General features: G+C 52.5%; 17 protein-coding genes. 12 read left to right on the top strand and 5 right to left on the bottom strand.

Going from position 1 to position 26,117, the window contains the following annotated elements; translation table 11 throughout:
- The first annotated feature begins 352 nt into the window (after positions 1-352).
- The 8 genes from ACTHRH_RS00955 (at position 353) to ACTHRH_RS00920 (ending at position 11,880) form a co-directional block, all read left to right on the top strand.
- Complete coding sequence (locus ACTHRH_RS00955) at positions 353-1,312, top strand: ABC transporter permease (protein ID WP_144941744.1); 960 nt, start codon at positions 353-355, stop codon at positions 1,310-1,312.
- 108 nt (positions 1,313-1,420) lie between these two features.
- Entirely contained in the window at positions 1,421-2,299 is an 879-nt protein-coding gene (locus ACTHRH_RS00950) for a carbohydrate ABC transporter permease (RefSeq protein ID WP_440413632.1), read from the top strand.
- Between the two features lie 102 nt (positions 2,300-2,401).
- Entirely contained in the window at positions 2,402-3,982 is a 1,581-nt protein-coding gene (locus ACTHRH_RS00945) for an extracellular solute-binding protein (RefSeq protein WP_440413630.1), read from the top strand.
- Between the two features lie 117 nt (positions 3,983-4,099).
- Complete coding sequence (locus ACTHRH_RS00940; protein ID WP_440413628.1) at positions 4,100-5,944, top strand: hypothetical protein; 1,845 nt, start codon at positions 4,100-4,102, stop codon at positions 5,942-5,944.
- A 65-nt stretch (positions 5,945-6,009) separates the two neighbouring features.
- Positions 6,010-7,437, top strand: coding sequence for an extracellular solute-binding protein (locus ACTHRH_RS00935; protein ID WP_440413626.1), 1,428 nt, complete (start codon positions 6,010-6,012; stop codon positions 7,435-7,437).
- A 428-nt stretch (positions 7,438-7,865) separates the two neighbouring features.
- Complete coding sequence (locus ACTHRH_RS00930) at positions 7,866-9,392, top strand: extracellular solute-binding protein (RefSeq protein WP_379290482.1); 1,527 nt, start codon at positions 7,866-7,868, stop codon at positions 9,390-9,392.
- A gap of 15 nt (positions 9,393-9,407) precedes the next feature.
- Positions 9,408-11,237: a cache domain-containing sensor histidine kinase gene (locus ACTHRH_RS00925; protein ID WP_150959229.1), complete on the top strand. Its 1,830-nt coding sequence runs from the start codon at positions 9,408-9,410 to the stop codon at positions 11,235-11,237.
- Positions 11,238-11,391: 154 nt separating this feature from the next.
- A complete protein-coding gene (locus ACTHRH_RS00920; protein ID WP_150959230.1) occupies positions 11,392-11,880 on the top strand; it encodes a cysteine dioxygenase in 489 nt (162 codons plus the stop codon).
- On the opposite strand, the gene ACTHRH_RS00915 is transcribed toward ACTHRH_RS00920, so the two are convergent.
- From ACTHRH_RS00915 to ACTHRH_RS00905, 3 genes are all read right to left on the bottom strand, one after another.
- Entirely contained in the window at positions 11,877-12,929 is a 1,053-nt protein-coding gene (locus ACTHRH_RS00915; protein WP_440413623.1) for a CapA family protein, read from the bottom strand. The genes ACTHRH_RS00920 and ACTHRH_RS00915 overlap by 4 nt on opposite strands.
- A gap of 165 nt (positions 12,930-13,094) precedes the next feature.
- On the bottom strand, positions 13,095-13,688 hold the full coding sequence (locus ACTHRH_RS00910) for a YkoP family protein (protein WP_144939286.1): 594 nt from the start codon (positions 13,686-13,688) through the stop codon (positions 13,095-13,097).
- Positions 13,689-13,727: 39 nt separating this feature from the next.
- The gene (locus ACTHRH_RS00905; protein WP_379290488.1) at positions 13,728-14,264 is read right to left on the bottom strand and encodes a phosphatase PAP2 family protein; all 537 of its coding nucleotides are present in this window, start codon (positions 14,262-14,264) and stop codon (positions 13,728-13,730) included.
- Between the two features lie 398 nt (positions 14,265-14,662).
- On the opposite strand from ACTHRH_RS00905, the gene ACTHRH_RS00900 reads away from it, so the two are divergent.
- From ACTHRH_RS00900 to ACTHRH_RS00890, 3 genes are all read left to right on the top strand, one after another.
- Positions 14,663-15,616, top strand: a complete 954-nt coding sequence (locus ACTHRH_RS00900; RefSeq protein WP_440413620.1) for a D-2-hydroxyacid dehydrogenase — start codon at positions 14,663-14,665, stop codon at positions 15,614-15,616.
- Between the two features lie 39 nt (positions 15,617-15,655).
- A complete protein-coding gene (locus tag ACTHRH_RS00895) occupies positions 15,656-16,402 on the top strand; it encodes an NAD-dependent protein deacylase (protein ID WP_150959235.1) in 747 nt (248 codons plus the stop codon).
- A gap of 352 nt (positions 16,403-16,754) precedes the next feature.
- A complete protein-coding gene (locus tag ACTHRH_RS00890) occupies positions 16,755-18,371 on the top strand; it encodes an S-layer homology domain-containing protein (protein WP_440413618.1) in 1,617 nt (538 codons plus the stop codon).
- Between the two features lie 244 nt (positions 18,372-18,615).
- Here the strand turns inward: ACTHRH_RS00890 and ACTHRH_RS00885 are convergent, their stop codons facing one another.
- Together ACTHRH_RS00885 and sigK are read right to left on the bottom strand one after the other, a co-directional pair.
- Positions 18,616-20,067: a SulP family inorganic anion transporter gene (locus tag ACTHRH_RS00885; protein WP_440413616.1), complete on the bottom strand. Its 1,452-nt coding sequence runs from the start codon at positions 20,065-20,067 to the stop codon at positions 18,616-18,618.
- 435 nt (positions 20,068-20,502) lie between these two features.
- On the bottom strand, positions 20,503-21,201 hold the full coding sequence (gene sigK / locus ACTHRH_RS00880; protein ID WP_144939298.1) for an RNA polymerase sporulation sigma factor SigK: 699 nt from the start codon (positions 21,199-21,201) through the stop codon (positions 20,503-20,505).
- A gap of 395 nt (positions 21,202-21,596) precedes the next feature.
- Here sigK and ACTHRH_RS00875 point away from each other — a divergent pair, with 395 nt between their 5' ends.
- Positions 21,597-25,769 carry a heparinase II/III domain-containing protein gene (locus ACTHRH_RS00875; RefSeq protein ID WP_440413613.1) on the top strand — a complete coding sequence of 1,391 codons (4,173 nt, stop codon included), beginning with the start codon at positions 21,597-21,599 and terminating at the stop codon, positions 25,767-25,769.
- Positions 25,770-26,117 lie beyond the last annotated feature (348 nt).

Genomic DNA, 26,117 nt, shown 5'->3' with positions numbered 1-26,117 from the left:
TCGACCACTCGGCGAAGCTCATAATTGACACCGCATAAGCCCAACAAGCTTAAGACAGCGCTCACATAAAAATGATTGACACTATTTATGACAGAATATATGATATATGTACCTGTAATTTAGATGTCTATATCTAAAAATTAAAGCGCTTTAATTTGTCTATGAAAAGAAATGGGGGAAAGCGGTTATCGCCGAACGTCCGGAGAAAGCTTCATGTCTGCTCATGCTGTTATCAGCCGGGGGTAGCTCCTCGGGCGCTCGATTATTCGAGGGGGTGAACTCTTGCATTTGTGTGGTTCCGTATGCTGAAAGCGAATCCAAAATTGTAAATCATTAAGGGGAGACTGTTGGTATGAATGAGACAGCCGTTCAAACTCGGGACACCAGGCAGCCTAACACAGGACGGTGGAATGGCTTAAAAAGGAGAATGTGGCGGGAACGGTATATTTACTTGCTGCTGCTTCCGGGGGTTCTTTACTTCGTCATCTACAAGTATGTGCCGATGGCCGGGCTAGTGATCGCCTTCCAGGATTTCAATCCGTTCACCAGCATTTGGGAGAATGATTGGATCGGGTTCAAGAACTTCTCGCGAATCTTCGCGGATAAAGAAGTGGTGAATGTCATCTGGAACACGATCAACATTTCTTTACTGCAGATTTTGATGGCTTTTCCAATTTCCATTATTCTGGCACTGATGCTTAATGAACTGCGCAACGAAACATATAAACGCATTATTCAATCCATGGTGTATCTGCCGCACTTTTTATCCTGGGTCGTTGTTGTCGGTATTTTTGTCGTGTTCCTGCGCGGAGAAGGCCTGATTAACAAATTCCTGACGGATACCTTGAATTGGAACCAGATTCCTTTCTTGACCGATCCGGCCTTGTTCAAGCCTGTCATCATCGCCCAGATTATTTGGAAGGAATCGGGCTGGAGCACGATTATTTTCCTGGCCGCCTTGGCGGGGGTCAATCCCCAGTTGTATGAAGCGGCCGTTATCGACGGGGCCAGCCGCTGGAGACAGATTTGGCACGTCACTCTGCCGGCCATTCGCAGCGTTATCGTTATCCTGTTCATTCTGCGGCTGGGAAGCGTTATGGATACAGGCTTCGAACAAATCTTCCTGATGCTGAACCCGTTCAACATGGATACGGGCAATGTATTGGATACTTATGTTTACTTCAAGGGGATTCAGCAGGGGGATGTCAGCTTCGCTACGGCCGTCGGCATGTTTAAAGGATTGGTCGGATTGGTCCTCGTGATGGCGGCGAATCGGATCGCCAAGCGCTTCGGTGAAGACGGCCTGTATTAAATGTGACAAAGGAACGGGGAGGCAGGAGCCGTCCGATCCGTTGGCGCGACAGGTTCCTTACATTACCGCTCTCAAGAGATCAGTTTATTTAAAAGGTGGCTTCAAGTGATGATCAAACGTACTTTTTCCGATAGGCTTGCCGACGGCGTCAATATCGTTTTGCTTGCTGTCATCGGTTTATCGATGTTATTTCCTTTCCTGCATATCTTCGCGGTTTCCTTCTCATCCCTTAAGGATGTATTGGAAAGAGACCTTATTCTATGGCCGAGAGAATGGGTCACCGATGCTTATCAAACGATTTTCACATCGAACAATTTTGTACGCTCCCTCACTGTAACCGCTTACGTAACGATAGTGGGAACGATCGTGAATCTGTTTTTTACGGCGACCATGGCTTATGCGCTCACACGCAATGCGCTGGGACAGCGCACGATTCTGATGATGGTCGTATTCACCATTCTGTTCTCGGCAGGGATGATTCCCACTTATCTGGTTGTCAAAGCAACCGGGCTGATCAATTCGTTATGGGCCTTGATCATTCCAGGGGCGATAAGCTCCTTCAACCTTATTGTGATCCGGCAGTTTTTCCTGAGCATACCGACTGAGTTGAATGAAGCGGCGCTAATTGACGGGGCCAACGAGCTGAGGGTGTTCTATTCCATCATCCTGCCGCTGTCCAAGCCTTCCTTGGCCGCCTTCGGATTGTTCTATGCCGTAACCCACTGGAATACCTATTTCGCCGGTATTCTGTATCTGAATAATCCTTCGAAATGGCCGATACAGGTCATTCTGCGGCAAATCGTCATTGTCAATGAGCCTACGGCCGCGCTGGGAGCGGAAGTGATGATGATGCTGGAAAATCCGCCGCCGCCGGTTACCATTCAGATGGCTGCGATCCTTGTCGCTACGCTGCCTATCCTGATTGTCTATCCGTTTCTGCAGAAGCATTTTGCCAAGGGGGTGATGCTCGGCTCGGTCAAAGGGTAGAAGCCGTAGGGCGAGCCGCAGCGGTATTCCGCACAAGGGATCGGTAGCATCTTGAGAAGAACGAAGAGTACTGCTTGGACAATGAAAAGGGGAGGTTTTCATATGAAGCACAGTAAATCGTTTATTCTGGCCGCGGCATTCATGCTGACGGTGACCGCTTGCAGCTCGGGATCGGGATCGGGCACGGGAACGGATCCGGAGAAAACGGCCCAGCCGGAAGCCAAGGTGGAGAAGAAGCATCAACTTACAGGGATCACCTACATCTACGGAAATCCGCCGCCAGGCAATGGAGAAGGGCAGAAGAAGCTTAACGAACGCTTCAATGTCGATTACAAGGTAGACAAGGTCCCGCAGGAAAACTATGTGGAAAAGCTGACAGCCATCGTATCGGGGGGAGATATTCCGGATATGATCGGGTTCCGGCCGAATGATATGGCCCTGTTTCAAAAATGGGCGGGCCAGAAAGCTTTCCTTCCGCTGGATGATTACATCGACAAATATGAATCGCTTAAAGCGGTTCCCAAGGAAGTATGGGACCAGTTCAGAATCGACGGCAAAATATACGGGATTCCGTCCTGGGCTCCTCTGGAAGGCAATTCCTTCATGATTCGCAAAGACTGGCTCGATAATTTGGGGCTGGAGATCCCGACCAGCTACGAGGAGCTTAAAGAAGTAGCTATCGCGTTCACGAAGAACGATCCGAATAAGAACGGGAAGGACGACACCTACGGATTGGCCATAGGGCAGAACATCAACCCGGATTTTGCGATGGGGCCTTACTGGCAGTTCAATACATGGTATCATAAAGACGAGCAAGGTAATTTTATTCCCGGAATTATGTCCGAGGGACGCAAGGAAATTATTCAATTCATGCACGACCTGTACAAAGAGAAGGCCATAACCAGTGATTTCGCCGTGCTGAACTGGGCCGATACGAATGACGAATTTTACAAGGGGAAAGCGGGAATTTTCCTGGTCGCCCCTCGCGGAATGTCCCAGGCTTATATGGAAGGCCTGCTGCAAATCAACCCGGAGGCTGAATTCGCCGTTCTTCCGCCATTTGAAGCACCCGACGGAAGCCAGGGCTTTACAGCAGGGACGGGATACGCCCGCTTCAACGCTTTGAGCGCCAAGCTGGCCAAGGATCCCGACAAGCTGGCGAAAATATTGGAGATGCATGATTTCTCCAGAGCCTTCTATCCTTCTTCCGAGCAGGGCGCCTCCAATGCCGATTTTGATTGGTTCTACGGAGGGGAGAATGTTGGCTACAAAATGGAGAACGGCAAACGGGTGATGCTAAAATCTGCCGAGGGCTGGGAGCCCGCCGCTTACTTCCAGGATAATACGAACTGGATTCCGGACGGTGTGGACCCCGAATTTGACAAGGCTTACACCGAGCCGAAACTAATTCAGGTGACCAAGGACCTGATGGCCCTGAATAAGGAAATGAAGAGATATTTCCCGCCGAATTACGGCATTCAGTCAGAAACGGATAATCTGAAGGGTACGGAGCTGCTTACCTTTATGATGAACGAGCAGACGAAGATGATTGTCGGCCAGCGTCCGATTTCCGATTGGGACGCGCTGGTGGCTGAGTATTTGCAGCGTGGCGGAGCCGATATTATTAAGGAAGTCAACGCCGGAATCAAGGAACGGGGTTATAGTGAAAGAGTTTGGAAATAAAGTCGCCAACCCATATTGATTGGCGATAATCCGTTGATAAATTCCTGGGGGAGGGGCAGCTATTGCCCCTCTTACTGATTGCTGGGGATTAATATTTATGGGCAGAGGTGAGAAGAAATGGGACGCTTTGAATGTATAGGCACGCCGGTTCGCGCGGATGAGACCCGTTCGGCGGCGGTATGCCGCAACGCCGAGGGTGAGGAGCGCGTCGTTATTGCCGCACGCGGATACGTGCTGATCGTCCATCCCGATACCGGGGATTGCCGGCAGCTTCCTTTTCCCGAAGGCTTGGTCGATTATCCGTTCGCATCCATAAGCGACAAGGCCGGCCGATATTATACCGGAGCCGGCCGCATGCTGATGGTGCTGGACCCGTTCACGGCCGAATTCGTCTGGTGGACGAAGGGTGGACAGGTGCCGGAGGAGGAAATTCTCGGCTTCGCCTTTGCTGAGACGGAGGAAGGCACTGTATATGCGACCACTTATCCGGGCTGCAAACTGATAAAGGTGAACCCGGATACAGAAGAATGCGAACGGATAGGCCGCTTGAGCAACGGGCAAAAATACGCGATGTCTCTGGCCGCCGACCGTCAGGGCTGGCTCTATGCAGGCATCGGTACGCAGCAAGCCGGCATTAGCGCTTATCATCCCGATACCGGCATACTGGCGGAGTGGCTGATCTCCGGGGACGATGTGGCGGGGAGCGGCCAGGTTCACCGGGGAACCGACGGGGAGGTGTATGCAAGCCTGCCTCTGGCGGGTGAGGGTCAGGAAGCGCAGACCCGCTGGTTCCGGCTGCTGGGCGGCGAGGCGGTCCCTGTGAAGGCTGCGGATGTCGCTCCCTCCGTTTATCAGGGCAGCGGATATCAGAAGCTGTACGGTCATTTGTCCGGCGGACGGAAAATCATCTCCTGGCAGCTGGCGGACAGCGAGCTGGCCATGGAGGAAGCCGACGGGAGCACGACGGTTTGCCCGCTCCATTATGAAGGCTGGGGCACCAGTCTCTCCCCTATGACCCAAGGGCCGGACGATCGGCTCTATGGCACCTCCAACCATCCGCTGCATCTCTATCGCTATGATCCGCGAGAAGACGAGATGGTCAATTTCGGCGGCAAGGTGGTGGAAGAGGGCGGGGGAGGCAATATTTGCGCCTATGCGGCGCAAGGTCCGTATTTGCTTGGAGCGGCATATGCCGGGGGCAGGGTTCATATGCTGGATACCCGTGAGAACCCGGGTTTGGAGCGGGATGGCGGAAGAAATCCAAGGCTCGTATATTCTGACGACAGGATTCACCGTCCGCGCTGTGCAGCAGCCCATCCGGACGGGCAGCATATTCTCTACGGCGGTTTTCCCGGATATGGCGCAGTAGGGGGAGGACTGGGAATCGTGCATGTGCCGAGCGGAACGGTCACCGTGTATCCTCATGATCAGATTGTGCCGTTTCAGAGCACGCTTGGCCTGGTCTGCCTGAGCACGGGAGATGTCATCGGCGGCACCAGCATCGAAACGCCGGGAGGTGCCGAGCCGGCGGCTCGGGAAGCGGCCCTGTACCGTCTGAGCTGGCAGGAGCGGAAGGTCGTTCGCCGTTGGACGATACTTCCTGAAGCTCGGGAAATCTCGCTGCTTGCCTGTGACTCCCGGGATCTTATCCACGGCCTGACCTCGGATTCGCTTTATTTCGTCTATGATCCTCGTGAGGAACGTCTGCTGCAGCGCATAGACTTGTCGAGTTGGGGAGGGGTAGTCAGACAGGGGCTTATTACGGCAAGGCAAGGAGGCCAAACCGTAATATTCGGATTATTAAGCGGTGTGCTGTTCCGGGTCGATCCCGGCACCTGTGAGCCCGTTAGGCTGGCCGACACCCCGAAGAAGGCGACCAGCGGATTAGCTTATATTAATGGGAAGCTGTATTTCGGCTGCGGCAGCGAGCTATGGCGGTATAGCATAACTTGCAAAGCATAAATTGGAAATGATAGAAAGGCCATGATATACTAGAATGAAGCGACATTGACTAGGGGCGGTAAACTATGCTGCGTAGAAGGAATAACTTTCAAGAGAGATATGATCGGTTTCTTCGAGAGCTAAGAGACGAAATAGTAAGCGGGGAATTGGCGCCGGGGGAATATATACTGCCGGAGGGCACCCTGAGCGAGAAATACGAAATGAGCCGAATGTCCATTCGGAAGGCTCTGGCCGAGCTTGTCCAGGACGGTTTGATAGAGAAGATACCGGGCAAAGGGAATCGCGTAACGAGGCCCGCCTATGAACAGTCCCCTATCCAATTAAGACTCGCATGGTTTTCGAATTCGTACGAGATTGAGATTGTTCGACGCATTATCGCGGCATTCGAGGAGCGGCATCCGATGATCAAGGTCGAGCTGATGCTTCTTCCTGAGGATGAATATACGGACTCCATCATACGTTTAACGGAACAGGGCGCCGGTCCGGATGTGTTCATGATCTCGGATCAGCATGTGCGCGAATGGATAGATGTGGGCAAGACCGAGTATCTGACCGGGTATGTCCCCAAGCACTTGGATCCGCAAGCAAGCAGCTATCCCCAGATATTCGAAATCTTCACGGATGGGGGGCGCATGCTGGCAGCTCCTTTCATATTCTCGCCGGTAGTCATCTGCTATAATCGTTCAATTTTTCGGGAGAATGGAATGGAGGATCCGCAGATCAAGGACTGGAACGATCTGTTGGAGGTCGCCAGGAAGTGCACGCGGTCTGCCCGGAAGGACGGTATGGTGGAGGAGTACGGGTTCTGCTTCTCTTCTTCGATGAACCGTTGGCCCGTATTTCTGCTGCAGAACGGCGGAGAGCTGATGGAGCAGGGACGGAGTGTTTTGTCCAAGCCGGAGAATATCGAAGCGCTGAGCTTCTGTACCTCGCTTATGTACGAGCACAGAGTGTCTCCTATTTACTCTCATGGAAGCAGTCACCTGGCGGAAAGCCTGTTCAAGAAGGAGAAGGTCGCGATGATTATGACCACCTACTACTTCATGAACGAGTTTCGCAATCTTTCAATAGAATGGGATGTGCTTCCTCTGCCGAAACAACGCGAGGAGGCCACTCTGCTGCTTGGCGGAGGACTTGCGGTCAGCTCTCAATCCGAGCATACCAAGCTAAGCCAGAAGCTGGTCGATTATATGACCGGTCTGGAAGCGCAGACGATGATCAAGCAGTACGGATGCACGGTTCCGGTACTAAGATCGGTGGCGGAGGACGATAAGCTGCTTGATCCGGCGATTCATCCCCGGCATTATAATCGTTATCTGGACGTGCTTCCCTATGCCCGCCCGCTGAAGAGCTTGGGGCTTGGCCAAAGCCAGATCCGCTTGCTCTTCGATGAGCTCAATCTGCTGTGGGCCGGAATGGAGAAGCCCGCGGAGGCATGCTCGAGAATCGAATCGAAGTTTAACCGAAGACCGAAGGAACAGCCGCTTGTATGATATGGGCGGCTTTTTTTATATAGTTTTGCCTGCAACGAGAAACTGAACGTCCTTGGACAAGGACGGCGGCAGCCGTTTCTTCCTGCTACTCAGGGATATTAATTTACCTGCACAATTGCACGTCTTTTGCTGATATTGGCTGAAATCGTTCCGAAGACCTGCACTTTTGCAGCTCCTTAAGGGCCTCGCACCTTTTTTGATAGTCGGGAGACCAGACCGGATTAACATTTTGCGCCTGTACAATTTTTAAGCAGCGAACGCAATTTCCTTCTTGACGGATTTCCTCGAATCGTTCAAAGTGAAAGTCATGAGAGTACTACACAAAGTAACCGGAATCCACTATTTTATGGAAGCGCATACAGGTACAATAGCGGTACACTTCCATCCTTCCGGTATTCTCGGCAAACATGATAACAAGGGGTATAAGTATGAAGAACCGCTCCGTAAGTAGACTAAGCCGCTTGATAATACTGGTTTCCGCTGCCGGTTGGATATTGATGGCCTCCGTCTCTTGCTCTTTACTGCCGACAGGCAAGGAAGGAAGGAGGGATAAGGACGGAAGTCCTCTGCCATCCAAAATTCGCATAGTAATCAGCAGCATGGGGCTCACTTTTCCGAATGGACTAAATGAAAACAACAATCCGTATCTCGACTATATCGAGCAGAGCACCAATCTGGATGTTGAGGTGATATTGCCGCCGGTGGATGCTTATCAGGAGATGCTCAATGTGATCATGGCATCGGGGGATTTGCCCGATATGCTCAATACGAGCAATCCCGGATTTCTGTCCAACTATGTCAAGAAGAATGCTTTGATGCCGCTGGATGATTACATCGATAAATATGGAGCCGATTTGAAACGGCTCATTCCCCAGGAAGCCTGGGATCAGGTCACCTTCGACGGGAAAATCTATGCGATTCCCAGCCTGAATGAGGTGAAAGGAACGGAGATCATGTATGTCCGCAAGGACTGGCTGGATAAGCATGGCCTTAAGCCTCCCAGGACGCTGGATGAATACGTGGAGGTTATGAGAGCCTTTGCCGGAAACAACCCGGACGGCAGTATTTCCGGCGCTGTCGGCTTATCCATTACTGAAAATCTGGGGAGAACCGCTCCTTTCTTCGGCGCGTTCGGAACTCAGAAGAATGCTTGGTATGAACGTAACGGAGAACTGATCTACTCGGGAATTTTGCCGGAAACGAAGGAAGCGCTCGCTTTCCTGGCTGAATTATATCGGGAGAAGCTTCTGGACCAGGAGTTCCCTTTGAACAAGACCAAGACACTGGAGGAGAAGATAATATCGGGCAAGGTGGGACTGTTCTCCGCGGCTTGGTTTGATACGAGAGGTCCGATTGAACAAAACCGCAAGCTCGATCCGACCGCAGAATGGATTCCGCTGGAGTATCCGACTGGCCGGGACGGGCACAGAGGAACCTACACCACTTCCATTGTCCGTTCCTATAACGTGATTCCGGCTGCAAGCAGCAACCCGGAAGGGGTCGTCGCTTTTCTCAATTTTATCGCCGGGGAAGGGCACAAAACGCTAAAGCTCGGCTTTGAGAACGAAGTCTGGACGAAGAAGGACGGGAAGATGATTTCCAATTTCGAGGAGCATAACAAGCAGCAATACCGCGGCATTTACGGTGCGCTGTGCGATACGGTGGAGCTGTCTGTGAGCAAGGACCGGCTTGACTCGCTGGGAGAGCATTTTCACCTGTGGGACAATATAGAGCAAATCCATGCCAATTTGATCAAAAATGAGTTCGATGCAGCCCCTACGCCGGCAATGGGCAAATACAATGCCAAGCTGCAGCAGCTTATGGACGAAACCTTTACCAAAATCGTCGTCGGTACGGTTCCGCTGGACGCGTTCGATGATTTTGTAGAGAAGTGGAAGCTGGAAGGCGGCAATGAAATCACGCAGGAAGTGAATGAGTGGTACAAGAACAAGTAGGAGGAACGCGCATCTATGAGAAGGCTGCTGAGAGGAATCTATAATTACTTTACCGGACGCATTCAGGTGAGGCTGACATGCTATTTTCTTCTCATCCTCCTTCCCCTCGTGATCATCAGCTTGTTTGCCAACGGCAAATCTCAACAGATATTGGAGGAGGAGACCGGGGAAAGAACACGCGGGGCTCTTCAGGCCGCAGTGGAATATATCGATTTGACCCTGCAGAATGTGGATGAGCTGTCCACTCTTCTGGCAACGGACCGCAACCTGATCCGTCTTCTCGAAGAGGCGGAATCGCAGCTGACGCCGCAGTCCATTGTCGACTTTTCCCTTCTGATGCGGGAAATTACAAATGTGATGTCCATCAATCATATTTTGTCTAAAATATCCATCATTCATCTGCCTTCCGAAATGATGATCACTACGGACTCCGGCGGAAAGCGAATTCCCGGTGCGGAACGGCATCCAGTCATCGCCAAGACGGTCGAAGCTAACGGGGCCAGGCTGCTGTACATCCCGGAAGCCGACGGGAACGAGGATCTGCTTAACGGTACGTTCGAGACCGATCAAATCTATTTATTGCGGACGATGGATTTATACAATCATGACCGGCAGCCGAACATACTGATTCTGGCGATCAAGAGAGATACGCTGCTCAAGCTGACCTCTTCGATTCAACCGTCCGAGAATGCCCATATCTACTTGTTCTCCAATGATAACAAGCTGGTAGCCGGCACCGGGCATAGCCGTTTCTTCCCTTATTGGGATCCGGTGAGCGAGGAGATGGTTATGAAGAGCATGGAGAAGCACGAAGAGAATATGTTCATCATTCGTGCCAAGTCCCGCTATTCGAATTGGTCGCTCCAGCTCATGCAGCCGGAGGTTGAACTGAACGGGAAGACCCGGCAGCTGCAAATGTTCACTTATTTGATCATCGGGCTGAGCGTTATTCTGGCCCTCTGGATCTCCTGGATTGTGTTCAGCGGGATTTCCTCGCCCCTGTCTAATCTGGCATATGGGCTCAGGCAGTTGAGATTCGGCAACCTCGACGTCAGGCTCAGCGACAATAACCGCAAGGACGAGTTCGGATATGTAACCAACACATTCAATAAAATGATTGAGGATCAGAAGCATCTGATTGAAAATCACTATGAGCAGCAGCTTCGCTTGTCCCGAACGGAACTGAAATTTTTGCAGTCGCAAATTAATCCGCATTTTCTGTATAACACTTTGGACACGATCTATTGGACGGCCAAAAATTACGAGGCAAGCGAAATTAGCGAAATGGTGCTGAATCTTTCCCGTTTTTTCCGGCTCAGTCTGAACAAGGGGAAGGATACGTTCACCGTTGAGGAAACAATGGGTCACCTGAATTATTACATCCGGGTGCAGCAGCTTCGCTTCCTCGACCAGTTTACAGTGGAGTATGAAATATCGGAGGACAGCAAGCACTTATATATTCTTAAGCTGCTGCTGCAGCCGCTCGTGGAGAATGCGATACTGCACGGGCTGGAGAAGAAGCAAAGCGGAGGCCATCTCCGGATCGTAAGCCGGTTAGAGGACGATCATTTGCAGCTTACCGTGCAGGATAACGGAGTCGGAATAAGCGCAGAGAAGCTGCGGTATATTCGGCAGGAGCTTGCTGCGGCCGCCTCGGTCGTCTCCAGCGCACATTCCGCGGAACCGGTTGAAGATCTGTTCGGCTTAAGAAATGTGGTCTCCCGTATCAAGCTGTATTACGGCAGCGAAGCGCGGCTATCTATTGACAGCCAGGAAGAGGTAGGGACGACCGTCCTGCTTTCCATCCCAATGAGCGACCGCTTAACGACGGGCAACGGAGGCTAATGCTCCTTGTCCTTTTCTTTTTTTGCCGGCTTTGTTGGAACCCTCCTGTTCTTTTTTCCATACATTGAAGCAGGGCTATAGTCCCTCCGGATCTATAGTTTTTTTATAAAGATTTCTTATAGGAAACAGGAACAATGCTTATAAGGAGGACAACATGAACTGGCTGGAAGAAGTAAAGAGAGTGTTCAACGGGATATCCTCCGGCAAGGAGGAAGAGCTTAGAGCGGCTATTCGCGAATTGAAGTGCACTCCGCTTCAGATCGGTCCGCACGTAACCGAGCCGAAGGATTTGCCCTACGGACGGAACGTCATCCACCGGACCGATCAAGTGGAAGCGATCGTCATTTACCTGCCGCCTCTCCAGTCTACCTTTATCCACGATCACGGCAAATCGGTAGGCTGCGCTTATATCGTGCAGGGGACGATGGTAAATACGATCTATAAACCTAATGACCGCGGCAAGGCGGAGTTTCTTTACGAATACAGGCTGAATGCCGGGGAATGTTTCTACGCCGGGCCGGGGCAGGTTCACGCCATGCGCAACCCGTCCAACAAGCCGCTCATCACTTTCCATTTGTATTCGCCGCCGCTGCAGAAAGCTAACCGTTATGAGGCGGAATGGGTTCTCGATTTTGTTATTTAAGCCTGAACAGCCGATGCGGGGGAACGGCGCTTCAAGTTCAGGACGTCCAGCGTCTGCTGATAAAGCCGCTGCATCAATGCTCTTTCCTCCCCGTCGGTTATCTCCTCGGGCCGTTCAAGGGCGGCCTGAATGGGAACGACCTGATAGGTTCCGCTCTTCGTCTGCTCCGGAGAGCGGACCCAGGTAGGCACTGCATGCACATCGGAGATGCGCACCCTCCGGTTAGGTGCTTTCTCGATTTCGATTTGCAGAATCACTCCGGCCAGGGTGGACGGATTTTTTTTCAAGCGGGTGCTTAACAGACTTCCCATGGAATAGACGGCAAAATGTCCGGGTGAAGGAAAATACGCCGGCTGTACAACATGGGGGTGGGAGCCGAGAACAAGGCGGGCTCCATGCTGGAGAAGCATCCTAACCAACCGCCGCTGTTCGCCGGTCGGCTTGTGGCTGTACTCGGGTCCGGCGTGAATACAGACAATCGGAAGATCGGTGACCCGAACGAGATTCTTCAGATCCCGTAACATCGAGGGCAGGTGAATTCGGTTAACCATCCACGGCTTCGGGACCGGCAGCGAATTGGTTCCTCTTGTGTATGACAGGATGCCGATGCGGATTCCATTGCGTTCCAGGATCAGAGGCTTAGACGCTCCCGCTTTGGACGCATAGGTTCCGGTATGAGCGATACGGTGCTTGTTCAAGATGCGGAGGGTGCGGACCAATCCGGCCTCCCCCCGATCCATGCAATGATTATTGGCAGTCGTTAATACGTCGACTCCGCTGTGGGCCAGCGCTGCCGCGAATTCGTCCGGACAGTTGAATTCGGGATACCGGGTCTTCGGATTTCTCCTCATATAGCTGCTTTCCCTGCCCGCCAATGTCACTTCCAGATTGCCTATCGATAAATCGGCATCCCGCAATATAGGCGCGATCGGCTCCAGCAGCGGCTCGAAGGAATACCGGTCCGTATCGGGCAGCTTGGCCGTCGTTATCATGTTTCCTCTGACTAACAGGTCGCCAAAGGCGGCTATTCGAAGTTTATTCCCGCTCATCCAAACTCTCCCTTCCTTTCTAGATTAACCGGCTCGAACCCACGAGTCTTATTATCCTATTCAGCAGAAGCGGAAAACGTTAGTTCCAGGTTAACAGGACAGGGCAGGGCCAGGGAAAAAGCCGAATCGAGCGGAAATATCGCCGGACGGATCACCCGCGCCGGGCTAAATAGCCGATGACTCCACCCCGAACCGGCGGATCAGCGAAGAGCGGGTCATCACTAGCCTCATCGGAACAAGCTTCTCCGTATGGGGGACGATGCGCCGGCGGTTATTCGGATGGAAGACCGTCAACAGCAAACGCAAATAGGAGGTAGTAAACTTGCGGAAGAAGCCCTGCTCCACGTGGTGAGTCTCAAAGCCCAACCCGTGCGTAATGCCTCGATGCAGCAAAGTTATGCCCTGCAGCGCCTTGACCTGGCTCAGCTGCGGGTTTCTTTGCATTTCTGCGCAAATTTGCCGCATGGCGCCGCGTGTAAGGCGGGCGATCATCAGCGCCACGCGGTTCGCTTCGTTGGACTGCAGCATATGAAGGATTTTCCGATTATCCAAATGCAGTTCGCCGATCCAATCGCCGGAATGTATCCATGTGCCGTCCTCGCACTGAATGCACTTCCCTTGGTACTTGATTACGAACATTTTACAGATGCCGAATTCTCCGGCATATTTGGAGCGTAAGCGGCTGAACGCCTCGAATACCCGCTCCCAGCCCATCCAACAATGCTGGACCACTTGTTTGATTTTTGAACCGGCCTGCATATCCATTTCCTCGCTTTCGTGTTCTCTAAAATTTGCTGCTTACGCGGCCCCGGCGACCAGTACAACCAGGATGGCGGTTATCGTGCCGACCAAACCGCCGGCCAGCACGTCGGAAGGATAATGAACGCCCAGGCAAATACGCGACAGGCCGACGATGAAGGCCAGCGGCAGCAATATCCGGGCGAGCCCGGGATCGGCGAACAAGAACGGAATGAAAGTGGAGAAAGCGGCCGTCGTGTGCCCGGAGGGAAACGAATAATCCTTGAGCGGATGGATGAAGAGCTTCGCCTGCTGCAGGACATCATAGGGCCGGTTGCGCTGGAACGTTTTTTTGATGAGCACTGCCAGCAGATGGCTGGCGGTTAAGGCGATCAGGCTCAGCCAGCCGGTTCTTTGCCAAGGCTCTACCGAGAAAAGGATAATCGAAAGGGAAAACAGGATGGTGAATGCCGCGCTTCCCAAATGGGTGAGCCCCTTTAGTAGGCGGTCGAGCACAGGATGGCTGAGCGAATGATTGCACCAGAGAAACAGCCGATTGTCGTACTCGCGCAGCCAAAGATAATAGCGATGTTTCATTGTTAACACTCCCCAAGGAAAAATAGCTTGACCGGTCGCAGTTGGCGCAGGTCCTGCCTAATGCCGCTGGCCGGGCGCTGTCCTTGCCCGTTCTTCTCGCCTACCGGCCCGATCTGTTAGTTCACACAGCATAGTGATAAGAACAGCAGCGCGCTGATGCCAACCATTACTGTTTCGTCAAAGCTTGTGACCATCCTGTTATGGTTGGATTTGTTTTCCAGTATATCGGATGATGCGGGTAGAACGAACCGGCCTCGCGCCGAGATTTCACCTCCGACCAAAGTCCAGTCTGGTTTTCCCTGAAGCGCCGGCTTTCTGCCTTTTGAAGAATAGAGGCTTATTGTCGTATACTAGTAGGAAGCAGGATAGCCAATTTTCGGAAAAAGGGGGAGAGGTTCATGAACATAGTTGTTCTGGACGGTTATACATTGAATCCCGGCGATCTCAGTTGGGAGCCGCTGCAGCGGCTGGGCCGGTTGACGATCTACGAACGGACGGGCCCGGAGCAGATTGTGGAGAGGGCGCGGGATGCGGAAATTGTGCTGACGAACAAGACACCCTTGCGGGCCGCAACTCTGGAGCAATTGCCCAAGCTGAAATATATCGGAGTGCTGGCTACCGGGTATGATATCATCGATGTGAAGGCTGCAGCGGAACGAGGCGTCATCGTTACGAATGTGCCGGATTACAGCAGCCGTTCCGTAGCTCAGCTTACGATGGCCCTACTGCTGGAGCTGTGTCATCATGCCGGCCGGCATAGCGATTCGGTGAAGGCGGGTGATTGGGCGGCCAGCCGGGATTTCAGCTATTCGCTCACCCCGTTGATCGAATTAAGCGGCAAGACGATGGGGATTATCGGGCTCGGCACCATCGGAAAGCAGACGGCGAAGCTCGCGCAAGCCTTCGGCATGGAAGTGATCGCGACCAAGCGCCGCCTTCCCGTCGGAACAACGGAGGATAACGTGCGGATTGTGGAACTAGACGAACTGCTTCGTCTTTCCGATGTGGTCAGCCTGCATTGTCCGCTTACCCCGGAGACGGAAGAAATCATTCAGCGGAAGACGCTGGACCGGATGAAGCCCTCCGCCTTCCTGATCAACACCTCCCGAGGGAAGCTGGTGCGCGAGCAGGATTTGGCCGATGCGCTGAACGAAGGCCGGATTGCCGGGGCGGCGGTTGACGTTCTGTCCCAGGAGCCGCCGGGAAGCGATCATCCGCTAACGAAAGCGGCCAACTGCATCTTGACTCCCCATATCGCCTGGGCGACACAGGAGGCCAGGAGCAGGCTGCTGGAAACTGCGGCGGCCAACGTGGCCGCCTTTCTTGCCGGCACACCGGTCCATACGGTATAATCGCAATTCTTGTACGTACAGAGGAAAGCAGGGATGAGGATGGAACATTTGCTGGAACTGCGGCAGCTTCTTCGGCGAAGCCGCTCCATTGTTTTCTTCGGAGGAGCGGGGACGTCAACGGAGAGCGGAATCCCGGATTTCCGCTCGGAAGGGGGCTTGTACTCCACTTCGGAGGGAACGGAGGTTCCTCCGGAAGAAATTCTTAGCCGCCGTTTTTTTATGAAGCATCCGGAAGATTTCTACCGCTTCTACAGGAAGAAAATGATATATCCCGATGCCAAACCTAATGCGGCGCACCTGGCCTTGGCCAAGCTGGAGCAGGAGGGGCGCCTGTCCGCCGTCATCACTCAAAATATCGACGGTCTGCATCAGGCGGCCGGCAGCCGCAATGTCCTGGAGCTTCACGGCTCCATTCACCGGAATATTTGCTTGAACTGCCATGAGAGCTACGACCTGGATTATGTTCTGAACAGTGCAGAGAACGTGCCCAAATGCGCGATTTGCCGGGGAAAGCTGAAGCCGGACGTTGTTCTCTATGAGGAACCGCTGGATGAGAAGGTGCTGACAGCGTCCATCGAAGCCATCGCCGGCGCCGATGTGCTGATTGTGGGAGGAACCTCCTTGACGGTATACCCCGCTGCGGGTTTGATTCGGTATTTCAATGGGGACCGATTCATTATTATCAACCGGTCGCCCACTCCTTTTGACGGAACGGCGGATTATGTATTTCACGATTCGATCGGGCAGCTTCTCCCCCAATGGGTGAACGATTCGCCGGATAGCTGAATTTAGCCTGCCTGCAACGTCAGCGGATTCGCAATGCTCATGGCGTGCATTATTTCAGAGTTTTTTTGCTGTTCCGCTATATTTCTGGATTCGTCATCATACGCAAACCGCCGACATCGGCGGTTTTTCCATTTTTCAGTGAACTCGTTCAGCTTAGCTGAACATCGAGTAATCAGATGGAGACTCTACTCCACCTGATTTAGAGCCCACCTATAGAGGTGGGGGTCTTAACCCGATAATACAAACATCGGGATAAAGGTTAAGCTCGTTGCGTCCGCAGCCAATCCTCTTTCCCCGGGTGCAACTTTCCTCCCTATGCCGCGTTTTATATTTGGGGGAGGAGATCAAACGAATGGGAAAGTGGATAAAAATAATCGCTTTTGTCGTGCTCTTGATGAGCGTCGGAACAGTGAACGTCTATGCTTATGATGTAGCGGCTTTAAAGCCATTTAACGATTTGCAGGAAGGAGATTGGTCCGAAGCCTCCGTTTACTTGCTTTCGTCCTTGGGGGTGATAGAAGGCTATTCCGACGGCAGCTTCCGGCCGGATGAGCAGCTGACCCGCGAAGCTTTCATTAAGCTGTTGACATCGGCTCACAAGCTGGGTGCCCCAGCGGAGCCGTCATTAACGTTAACGGATGTAACCGGGGACCGGTGGTCCTATCCATATATTCAGGCCGCTTATTCATTGGGCTGGCTGGATCATATGGTTGAGAACGGGCAATTTCACCCCGAGCGAGCCATTACCCGGGAAGAGGTGGCGGCAGCGGCGGGACGATCGCTGCTGGCCGGCCTCGATGAACAGGAGCGGAAGGCCTGGCTGGAATCGGGCTGGCTCCATGAGCAGGCCGCCAGAGGATTTGCCGATCAGGCGCAATTCCGTCCGGATACGGCGCCCTATGCCTACTATGCAATGAATAGGGGGATCATGGAAGGTGACGAGACAGGCTTTCGCCCCGGCGACGAATTGACGAGGAAGGAGGCGGCGGCGATCATTCACCGGCTGACGGATCGCTTGCAATCCGGACAACCTGTATCGGTGACCGGTTTCTATGCGATTCGCTCCTATTCCAATATGGACAAGCTGGAGATGGTGGATCATGCGGTATTCGGCTGGTCCCACCTCGAATATTCCGGGGAAGGCTCCGCGTCTCTGAATACAGCCGAGACGGAATACCGGATACCGGAAGGGTGGAAGGAAGCGTTGGATACCGCCGGAAGTCATCGAATTTCCAAGGATTTGATGGTCTTCTATAACGATGGCCCCATGTTGGCGAAGTTCCTTCAGGATGAGCGGGCAGTGGAAGCCTTCTATGAATCGGCATTGAACGTGCTGAGTGATCCCCAATACGGATTTACCGGATTGCTTATCGATTTCGAAGGACTGAAGGGCGAAGAAAGCCGGGAGCCGTTCGTCCGTTTTATCCAAGGACTGAAGGATAAGCTGGGCTCCTATTCCTTGAAGGTGGCCGTCCCGCCAACCTACTACTATTCCGGCTATGACCTGGCGGAAATCGGCCGAATTTCCGATGCGGTCGTGCTGATGGCCTACGACTATACGGATCGGAGCCAGAGGCTTCCTTCCGCTCCATTGCCGCTGGTGAATGATACGGTCCGCCAGGCGCTGCAGTCGATTCCGGCCGAGAAGCTGATTCTCGGCATTTCCAAGCAGGCGAATCAATGGGTAAGCACTTCTGCGGGGACAGAATACTACTCGCCCGCCGTCGAGCTGGTAGAGGAACGGCTGAAGCAGCCGGGAACCCAGGCGAAGCTGGCCAATCCTTATTATGTTAGGCAACTGCTGTATTCCGATGATCGCGGCAGTCATGAGCTGTGGTACGAGGATACGGACAGCATAGAGGCGAAAATATGGCTGGCCAAATATTACGGGCTGCAGGGTGTGTCGCTGTGGCACATGGGGAATTTTACAGATCGTGATTGGGCTATGCTGGAGGCAGCGACCCGCTAAGGCAGTCAACGGAATCTGTTCGCTGCAACTACGTTCCGCGAATGTCCCGTGAATAGACTAAGCCCGCTCTCCTTATCGGAGGGCGGGCTTTTTTCTAATATAAGCATCTAAGTTTTACCTTATACCTGTTCTTATATTTCATCGGTAAACGCGCCTGTCCAAAGGACGGCGATAGCCGTTTATCCTTGGATAGTACAGATATTATAAGTTCCGGGGCTCCCCGCATTTGTGGGGGTAATTTTATTTAATGTCCGGCCGACAGCTCGAGTCCGACCGTGTCCACCAATCGGCTGCTTTCGTTGTTAAGGCCGGTAATGCTAACCTTCTTGTCCAACTGCCGGTACTTCGCCACAACTTTGGCGATAGCTGTCACGGCCGAATGATCCCAGACATGCGAGCCGGAGAAATCGATCACGATATGGCCCGGGTCTTCCTGATATTGAAACTGCTTCAAGAAGTCGGAGGTGGTGCCGAAGAACATCTGGCCGGTTACCTTGTATACTTTGCTCCCGTCCGCTTGAACCGTCGCCTGAATCCGGATCTTGGCCATTTTCCAGGCAAAGACCAGCGCGCTGAGCAGCACTCCGGCCAACACGCCTTTGGACAGGTCGTGGGTAGCCACTACAATAGCGACAGTAACGATCATTATGAACGAGTCGCTCTTGGGAATTTTATTAAGATTACGAAGCGAGCTCCAATTGAAGGTTCCGACGGAGACCATTATCATGACGCCGACCAAAGCGGCCATCGGGATTTGCTGAACGACTTTGCCGAGTACAATAATCAGAAACAGGAGGAAGGCTCCCGCAACGAAGGTGGACAGGCGGGTGCGGCCGCCGGATTTCACATTGATAACCGATTGCCCGATCATGGCGCATCCCGCCATTCCTCCGAAGAAGCCGGCCACTATATTGGCCAGCCCTTGCCCTCTTATCTCTTTATTTTTATCACTTGCCGTATCCGTCATTTCATCCACGATTGTCGCTGTCAAGAGCGATTCCAGGATTCCTACCAATGCCAGGGAGAATGAATAGGGAAAGATGATAAGCAGAGTCTCCCAGCTCAACAAAACTTGAGGAATGTGGAAGACCGGCAACGAATTGGTAATCGTCCCCATATCCCCTACGGTATTAACCTTCAAACCAAGCCCGATCGACAGGAAAGAGACTATAAGGATGGCAGCCAGGGCAGAAGGGACGGCCTTCGTCCATTTCGGCAAAAGATAGATAATGGCCAGAGTGAGGCCAACCAACGCGTACATGACCCAGCCTTGTCCGGCAAAATGGGGCAGTTGAGCCGCAAAAATGAGAATCGCGAGCGCATTCACGAAGCCCGTCATCACCGAATGAGGGACGAAGGTAATAAAGCGGCCCAGCTTCAGCAATCCCATCACGAATTGCAAAATACCGGTCAATATCGTCGCCGCAAATAAATACTCCAGCCCATGATCCTTGACGAGCGTAACCATTAACAGCGCCATGGCTCCGGTAGCGGCGGAAATCATTCCGGGCCTTCCCCCCGCGAAGGAAATAACGAGAGCAATACAGAAAGAAGCGTACAGCCCGACCATCGGGTCCACTCCTGCAATGATGGAGAATGCGATCGCCTCCGGAATCAAAGCCAGAGCGACCGTCATTCCCGACAGGATGTCCATGCGCGTGTTGGAAAACCAGGATTTTTTCAGTTGTGCATTCATGTTAGTGCGAGCAAACCTCCTAGATATCTGCGTATAGTTTTGTTGGCTTTCCACTCTCAGAAAAGCCGGGGCCGATGTTCACAGTTTGACATTATACCTAACAATACGGGGCTTGACCAGTTATTTTTGTAAAATGGCCAGGCTCGCTGAGATTCCGATTGCCGTGGAGTAAATTCCTGCGATAATACATCAATTATGAAGCGAATGGAGGGGTTCGAATGAAAAGCCTGCGAAAATACAGGAATTTTCTTTCCAAATGGCTGAATCGCCTACTTCAAGAAGAAAAAGATGCACTATCGCAGGCTTTGACCCAATAACTGAAATGTAAACTCAAAAAGATGTATTTCTGCAGGCTTTGTGACAGCCGGACTCTACCTCCCCAATGCTAGAAAAAGCCGTTCTATCTCCCGGTCGGGAAATAGAACGGCCGCACAATCATTTCTTTTTATAAAATTCATGATAGAGCTTCATTAAAGCCCGCTTTTCAATTCTGGAAACATAAGAACGGGAGATACCCAATTCCTTGGCAATTTCCCTCTGAGTTCTCTCGTCGCCGCCCAGCTCCAGGCCAAAACGCCCTTTAATCACTTCCTGCTCCCGGTCATCCAGAATATCCAGATGATCGTATATTTTGCTTTTTTCAATTTTGAGCTGAACCCGTTCCGCCACCTCATCCGCCTCTGTCCCGAGAATATCGATCAGGGTAATTTCGTTGCCTTCCTTGTCCGTGCCTATCGGATCGTGCAACGATACGTCTTTTCTCGTCTTCTTGAGCGATCTTAGATGCATCAGGATCTCGTTTTCAATACAACGGGCGGCAAAGGTGGCCAGTTTCGTCCCTTTGTCCGGGGAGAAGCTCTCGATAGCTTTAATCAGGCCGATCGTACCAATGGAGATCAAATCCTCCAGATCTTCGCCGGTGTTATCAAATTTTTTGACGATGTGAGCGACCAAACGCAGGTTGTGTTCGATAAGCATGTTGCGGGAATGCTGGTCGCCCTGAGCCATTTGTTTCAGATGCCTCATTTCTTCCTCTTCGGTGAGCGGTTGGGGGAAAGCGTTGTTTTTGACATAAGAGACGAGAAGCATCAGTTCCTTGATGAATAAAGCAATAGCCGTAAATAGGCCCGGCACATCTGTCACCTCCTGAGCGTTAGCGAAACAAGCCTGCCTCCTTGGCGTTTGTTCGACGAATATTACATTGTATGTGGGCAAACGCCCAACCGTGCCTGTACGGTCGGGAAAAAAGCGGGATCTGACGGATGGGTTCTCCCAATCCGGGGGTTCCGAAATTTTCTTTTTCATACATAAGAGGAATTTTGAGGGGAATATAGAATACAAGTTAGTAACAACTATGGGTTCGACCGAGAGTTATGCTGCCGGTTATGTCTAGGCACGAAATATCTTGCAGAAAGGAGGGAAACTTAAGCTTTTTTCCCCATTTATGAAAACGCTTTATTAATCAAAAGACAGCTATTGTAACGCCTGCATATCTGCCTCAAATCAATTTGGAAAAGGAGAGCTGGCGGATGTTAAAAAAATGGTCTCTCATCGGATTGATCTTTCTGATCGTTCAGACAAGCATAGTCGGATGGGCGGAAGCCCGGCCGGATGAAGCGAAGAAGCACGAGCAAGCGCTCGCCTCGGAAACGATACGGCATTATACGGACAAGCAGGCTTATATTCCATGGAGTGCCCAGCCGCCCGTCATGGACGGCAGCCTCTCGGACCCGGCTTGGGCGAATGCCGCCGAGCTAAGCAATTTTGTTACGGTTTACGATAACCGTCCTGCCGAACCGGACACGGTTGTCAAAGTAACCTATGATGATACCCATCTGTATGCGGCCATTCAAACCGGGAGGCAGGAGGAGCCGTCCCTGGCCCAGGTAGACCTGATGATCAAGCCCCCGGGTGATGGCGAAGCCTATTATATCGTCAATGTGAAGAACGGAACGCTGAATTTACCATATCGGACTCAATGGGGAGAAGGGGCCGTATCGGTATCGGGAGCGACCGTTCGCCAGCAAATGATGGACGGAGTGTTTACCGCAGAAATTTCGATTCCGTTCGCTTCTCTAGGCACAGGTCCGGTTCAAGCGGAGAAGCCATGGGGCTTCAATGCCGTCTTTGTGCACAAAATCAATACCAAACCGATGAGTTCATGGGTACAGATGCGCAACTCGTATTTTGCGGACACAGGCGCCGCAACGATTACTTTCGTCGGCAATGTTGCGGATCACGGCCGCTTCGGCCGCCTGTACTTCCTGCCCGCACCTGCAACCGATTCGTTGAAGAAGGGGCCCAAGCGGGAGAAATCCGTCTGGATTCCGGAACAAACCGAGTTTACTTACGAGGGTTATACCGACAAGCGATTTTCCTTCAAACGAAACGATATTCATATAAGTCAAAATACCGAAGTAACCCTGCGATGGGGGACGCCGTCGGGAGAGTGGTCAGAGCTTGACCGTGTGCAGGTTGAACAGAACGGGGAGAGGTGGAGTATCGCCTTCAGCCATCCGGAAGCGAAGGAGGAGGGGCTGTACGGCCTGGAATTGATGGTGAAGCAGGTAAAGGCAGGAGAAGTCCGCACGGCCTTCATCATATTTGACCGGAAGGATTTGATCGATGCAGGAGACCGTCAGTATGCTGCTCTGAGGAAGGCGGAAGGTTCCCCGAAAATTCCCGTCCCTTGGTCGGCTCCTTCCGAGCAGGTACAGACGCTGTTGGAGCTGATCCCGGACAAAACCGGTTTTATTTTCACAGGGCTGCCGGATCATCCCGAGCTGAGACCCTACACTTTATATAACTGGGACCCGGAGCATCCGCACCAGATGACTTCCGCACATAGCGATCTCACCTATCCCAACGACCGATATAAAGAAGATAAAGTAATGACCGCTCGCAACCGGAAAGGGGAAATCGTCGAGTATCCATATTATGAGGATGAGAACGGCAAAAAGTATTTTATTACGGCCCATCTATGGTACAAGCAAAAGGACTACACCGTCCAGCAAACCGCCGCGGTGGCCAAGCAGGACCCGCTGGGCGCGGCGCGGCTTTTATATCGTTTTGCCCAGGTGTATGAAGGCTATGTGCCGACCAATGACTACATGTGGCAGAACTATCCGCTGAATGCGGATTCCGGGCCTCCTTATGCTTATTGGGGCGGGGTCTGGTATCGCTGGTACACGGCCGATCTGAACAGCTTGAAGCCTCTTGTTCAGGCGTATGCGGATGTGAGCCGGACGGACGCCTTCGAACAATTGAGCCGCGAGGTCGGCGAAGACGTGGAGAAGAAAATTGTGGAAGGGATGTTCCTTCCGTCCATCGATTTTACCAGATCATATCCTGTGTTAAACCATAATATGGAATACAATAACTGGCTGGGAACGATTGAGCTGGGCAAAGCGCTCAACGATCCGAGCTATATTCATGAAGCGGTAGAGCTGGTGGAGAATTTCTCCATGGCAACTTATTTGTTTGACGGATTTTTCAAGGAAGTGACTTTCTCCTATCATAATCAATCCACCGGAGGCTTGGACCAAACGGTCCGTGCGCTTCAAGGCTGGACCGACCCGGCGGGCTATCTCTCGCCCAGAACCGGCCGCCGGCTGGAAAATCTGGACATGGGAAGCCGGTTCCCGGTGCTCGGCAAGGCTCAAGAGCTGCCCAACCTGATGGTTTATCCGGACGGCAAGTACTTCCCGATTATGGACACCTGGGCTAACCAGAAGGCCCCCGCACCGCAGCTTGACTCTGGCTCCCTGCTGCTTCCGGCATCCGGAATCGCCCGTTTGACCCGGGGAACTGGTAAGAGGGGAGAGACGGAATTTGGGTTGATCTATCCCTTCCCCGACATGACGGTGGAGGAACAGACGGTAGGTTATCAATACTTCGGCAGCAGCGGAACGATTCAATTGGAGGCGAATTCGCCGGGCGAGAGAATTGTGTTCTCCTTTGAGATTCCGTCGACCGATACTTATGAGATTGACTTGAAGCCTTTTAAAGCGGGCAGCTACGGACGCTATAACATTGCAATAGACGGGCAAACGCTTGCGGACAATTATAACTTCTACAGCAAGACATCCGGAGTTCAAGACTATGAGACTCTTGGAACGATGCGGTTGGAGGAAGGCGTTCATCGGATCAGCTTCGAGAATGTCGGCAAGGACGAACTCTCCACGAATTATAAAATGGGGGTCGTCCGGCTTGCCCTGCTGGACGAAGAAGCGCAGCAAGCCAGAGACGGACAGACCCGCGGGGAGCCGGAGGAGGATCCGAGCCAGCTTTATCTATCCTTCGTGCCCAAATACGGGCATAACCATTACGATCCGTTGAATCTCGTCTTCTATGGAGAAAATCAGGAGCTGCTCCCGGATATCGGCTATACGCACACCTTGTACCGGCAGTGGACGACCTCGACGATGGCCCATAACACGGTTGTCGTGGACAGCAAAGATATGAGCAAGACGGGGGAGGCCGTTCATGGGGGCCATATAGAGGTCTTCGCACCGGCGTCGGCGGGAATTCAGGTGATGAGGGCGCATCAGGAAACAGCCTATCCGCAGACGGACGAATACAGCCGGGAGCCCTGGATGATCCGCTTCCCGGGGACGGATGGCGGGGGATACATTCTGGATATCTTCCGGGTGTCGGGCGGAAACAGGCATGAATATACTCTGCAGGGGGATGCGAATCGGGACGGTCAATGGATCACGGACCTTGCGCTGGCCGATTACGGACCTTATTTGCTGCCGCCGGGGACGGAGGTCGTTGAGCCGGTAGGAGAGAATGATCCGGGAAGCGCCGAAGGGCATTACTACGGGTATATTTACGTTCGGGATGTCAAGCGTACCGCTCTGCCCGATGGTCGGTTTGAAGTTACTCTAAAGACAAGCGAGAACGGTCAGGCCCGGGGGAATATGAAAATCATCGGCCGCGCAGATCCCGGGAGCAACGAGTTGTTTATCGGCCAATCGCCTTCTCTCCGCTCCACCCGGTTGTACGGAACCAGTCAAGACATTAACAGTGAAGCGGTGAAGCACTGGATGCCGAAGCTGGTGCTGAGAAGAGAAGGTAACCGGCTGAACAGCCATTTTGTTACGGTCATGGAGCCTTATGGATCCGGAGCGGCTGCTAGAATCTCAGCGGTCGAAAGGCTGACCCCGGACAGCTCTGCCGAAGGGGCAGTAGCGGTAGAGATTTCCTACGGAGATTATAAGGACATCATATTAAGCTCGCCCCGTTCCGAGGATTCGCTGGTCATCGGGGATATGACTTTGCAAGGAAAGATGGGAATCATTCGCTTGAAAAATGGCCAGGTGGAAGAGATGACCTTGATCGGCGGGACTTTGCTGCGGAAAGGAGAGGCTCAATTGACCGGTTCCGGCCCTGTAACAGGATCGGTGAGCGAGGTATGGCGGCAGGCCGACGGGCATCCTGTGGACGGTTTCCTCGTCGATACGGAAGTGCCGGATACGATGAAAGGAAGCTATATCGTCATTACTCATCCGGATCAATCCGCTCACGGCTACAAAATTAAAGAGCTTCAGCGGCAGAATGGACAAACCTTGATCCAAACCGACGGAATCGATCCCGGTTTTGCGATAGGTGCAGGCGGGCAGTCCGGGTTGAAATTTTACCCGTTTACTAGCTGGAGCGGGCCCCATACCTTCCGAATTGAAAACATAGAGAGGCGTTAATAGGGAAATCAGCAGGGTGTTCCTCGTCGGGAGCGCCCTGCTGCATATTTTGTGTTTTTTTACAAGACTGTCCTCGCAAAATAATGTATGAGCAGTTTGGTTTTAACGGACCCCAGAGACCTTAATTACTCGAGAAGAGCCTTTCGGTAACTTTAACGGACCCCAAAGACCTTAATTACTCGAGAAGAGCCTTTCGGTAACTTTAACGGACCCCAAAGACCTTATTACCCAAAAATGCACGCGAAAGTAGGAGAATTCTAAGCAATAAGCGCAACTGTTTCCGTTAGTCCGAAAAAACCGCCTATTTTGACGAAATAAGGTCTCCCAGTTCCGTTACATTTTCGCTGT

This window comes from Paenibacillus sp. SAFN-117, from assembly GCF_051966115.1.
GTDB lineage: Bacteria > Bacillota > Bacilli > Paenibacillales > NBRC-103111 > Paenibacillus_L > Paenibacillus_L residui.
This window is presented reverse-complemented; position numbering and strand designations above follow the sequence as displayed.

What these genes read in the sequence shown, in the direction of transcription:
- ACTHRH_RS00905 (WP_379290488.1), bottom strand. Translation starts at nt 14,264, where the DNA reads ATGAAACATCGCTATTATCTTTGGCTGCGCGAGTACGACAATCGGCTG.
- ACTHRH_RS00890 (WP_440413618.1), top strand. Translation starts at nt 16,755, where the DNA reads ATGGGAAAGTGGATAAAAATAATCGCTTTTGTCGTGCTCTTGATGAGC.
- ACTHRH_RS00875 (WP_440413613.1), top strand. Translation starts at nt 21,597, where the DNA reads ATGTTAAAAAAATGGTCTCTCATCGGATTGATCTTTCTGATCGTTCAG.
- ACTHRH_RS00945 (WP_440413630.1), top strand. Translation starts at nt 2,402, where the DNA reads ATGAAGCACAGTAAATCGTTTATTCTGGCCGCGGCATTCATGCTGACG.
- ACTHRH_RS00915 (WP_440413623.1), bottom strand. Translation starts at nt 12,929, where the DNA reads ATGAGCGGGAATAAACTTCGAATAGCCGCCTTTGGCGACCTGTTAGTC.
- ACTHRH_RS00950 (WP_440413632.1), top strand. Translation starts at nt 1,421, where the DNA reads ATGATCAAACGTACTTTTTCCGATAGGCTTGCCGACGGCGTCAATATC.
- ACTHRH_RS00940 (WP_440413628.1), top strand. Translation starts at nt 4,100, where the DNA reads ATGGGACGCTTTGAATGTATAGGCACGCCGGTTCGCGCGGATGAGACC.
- ACTHRH_RS00925 (WP_150959229.1), top strand. Translation starts at nt 9,408, where the DNA reads ATGAGAAGGCTGCTGAGAGGAATCTATAATTACTTTACCGGACGCATT.
- ACTHRH_RS00885 (WP_440413616.1), bottom strand. Translation starts at nt 20,067, where the DNA reads ATGAATGCACAACTGAAAAAATCCTGGTTTTCCAACACGCGCATGGAC.
- ACTHRH_RS00895 (WP_150959235.1), top strand. Translation starts at nt 15,656, where the DNA reads ATGGAACATTTGCTGGAACTGCGGCAGCTTCTTCGGCGAAGCCGCTCC.
- ACTHRH_RS00910 (WP_144939286.1), bottom strand. Translation starts at nt 13,688, where the DNA reads ATGCAGGCCGGTTCAAAAATCAAACAAGTGGTCCAGCATTGTTGGATG.
- ACTHRH_RS00955 (WP_144941744.1), top strand. Translation starts at nt 353, where the DNA reads ATGAATGAGACAGCCGTTCAAACTCGGGACACCAGGCAGCCTAACACA.
- ACTHRH_RS00900 (WP_440413620.1), top strand. Translation starts at nt 14,663, where the DNA reads ATGAACATAGTTGTTCTGGACGGTTATACATTGAATCCCGGCGATCTC.
- ACTHRH_RS00930 (WP_379290482.1), top strand. Translation starts at nt 7,866, where the DNA reads ATGAAGAACCGCTCCGTAAGTAGACTAAGCCGCTTGATAATACTGGTT.
- ACTHRH_RS00920 (WP_150959230.1), top strand. Translation starts at nt 11,392, where the DNA reads ATGAACTGGCTGGAAGAAGTAAAGAGAGTGTTCAACGGGATATCCTCC.
- ACTHRH_RS00935 (WP_440413626.1), top strand. Translation starts at nt 6,010, where the DNA reads ATGCTGCGTAGAAGGAATAACTTTCAAGAGAGATATGATCGGTTTCTT.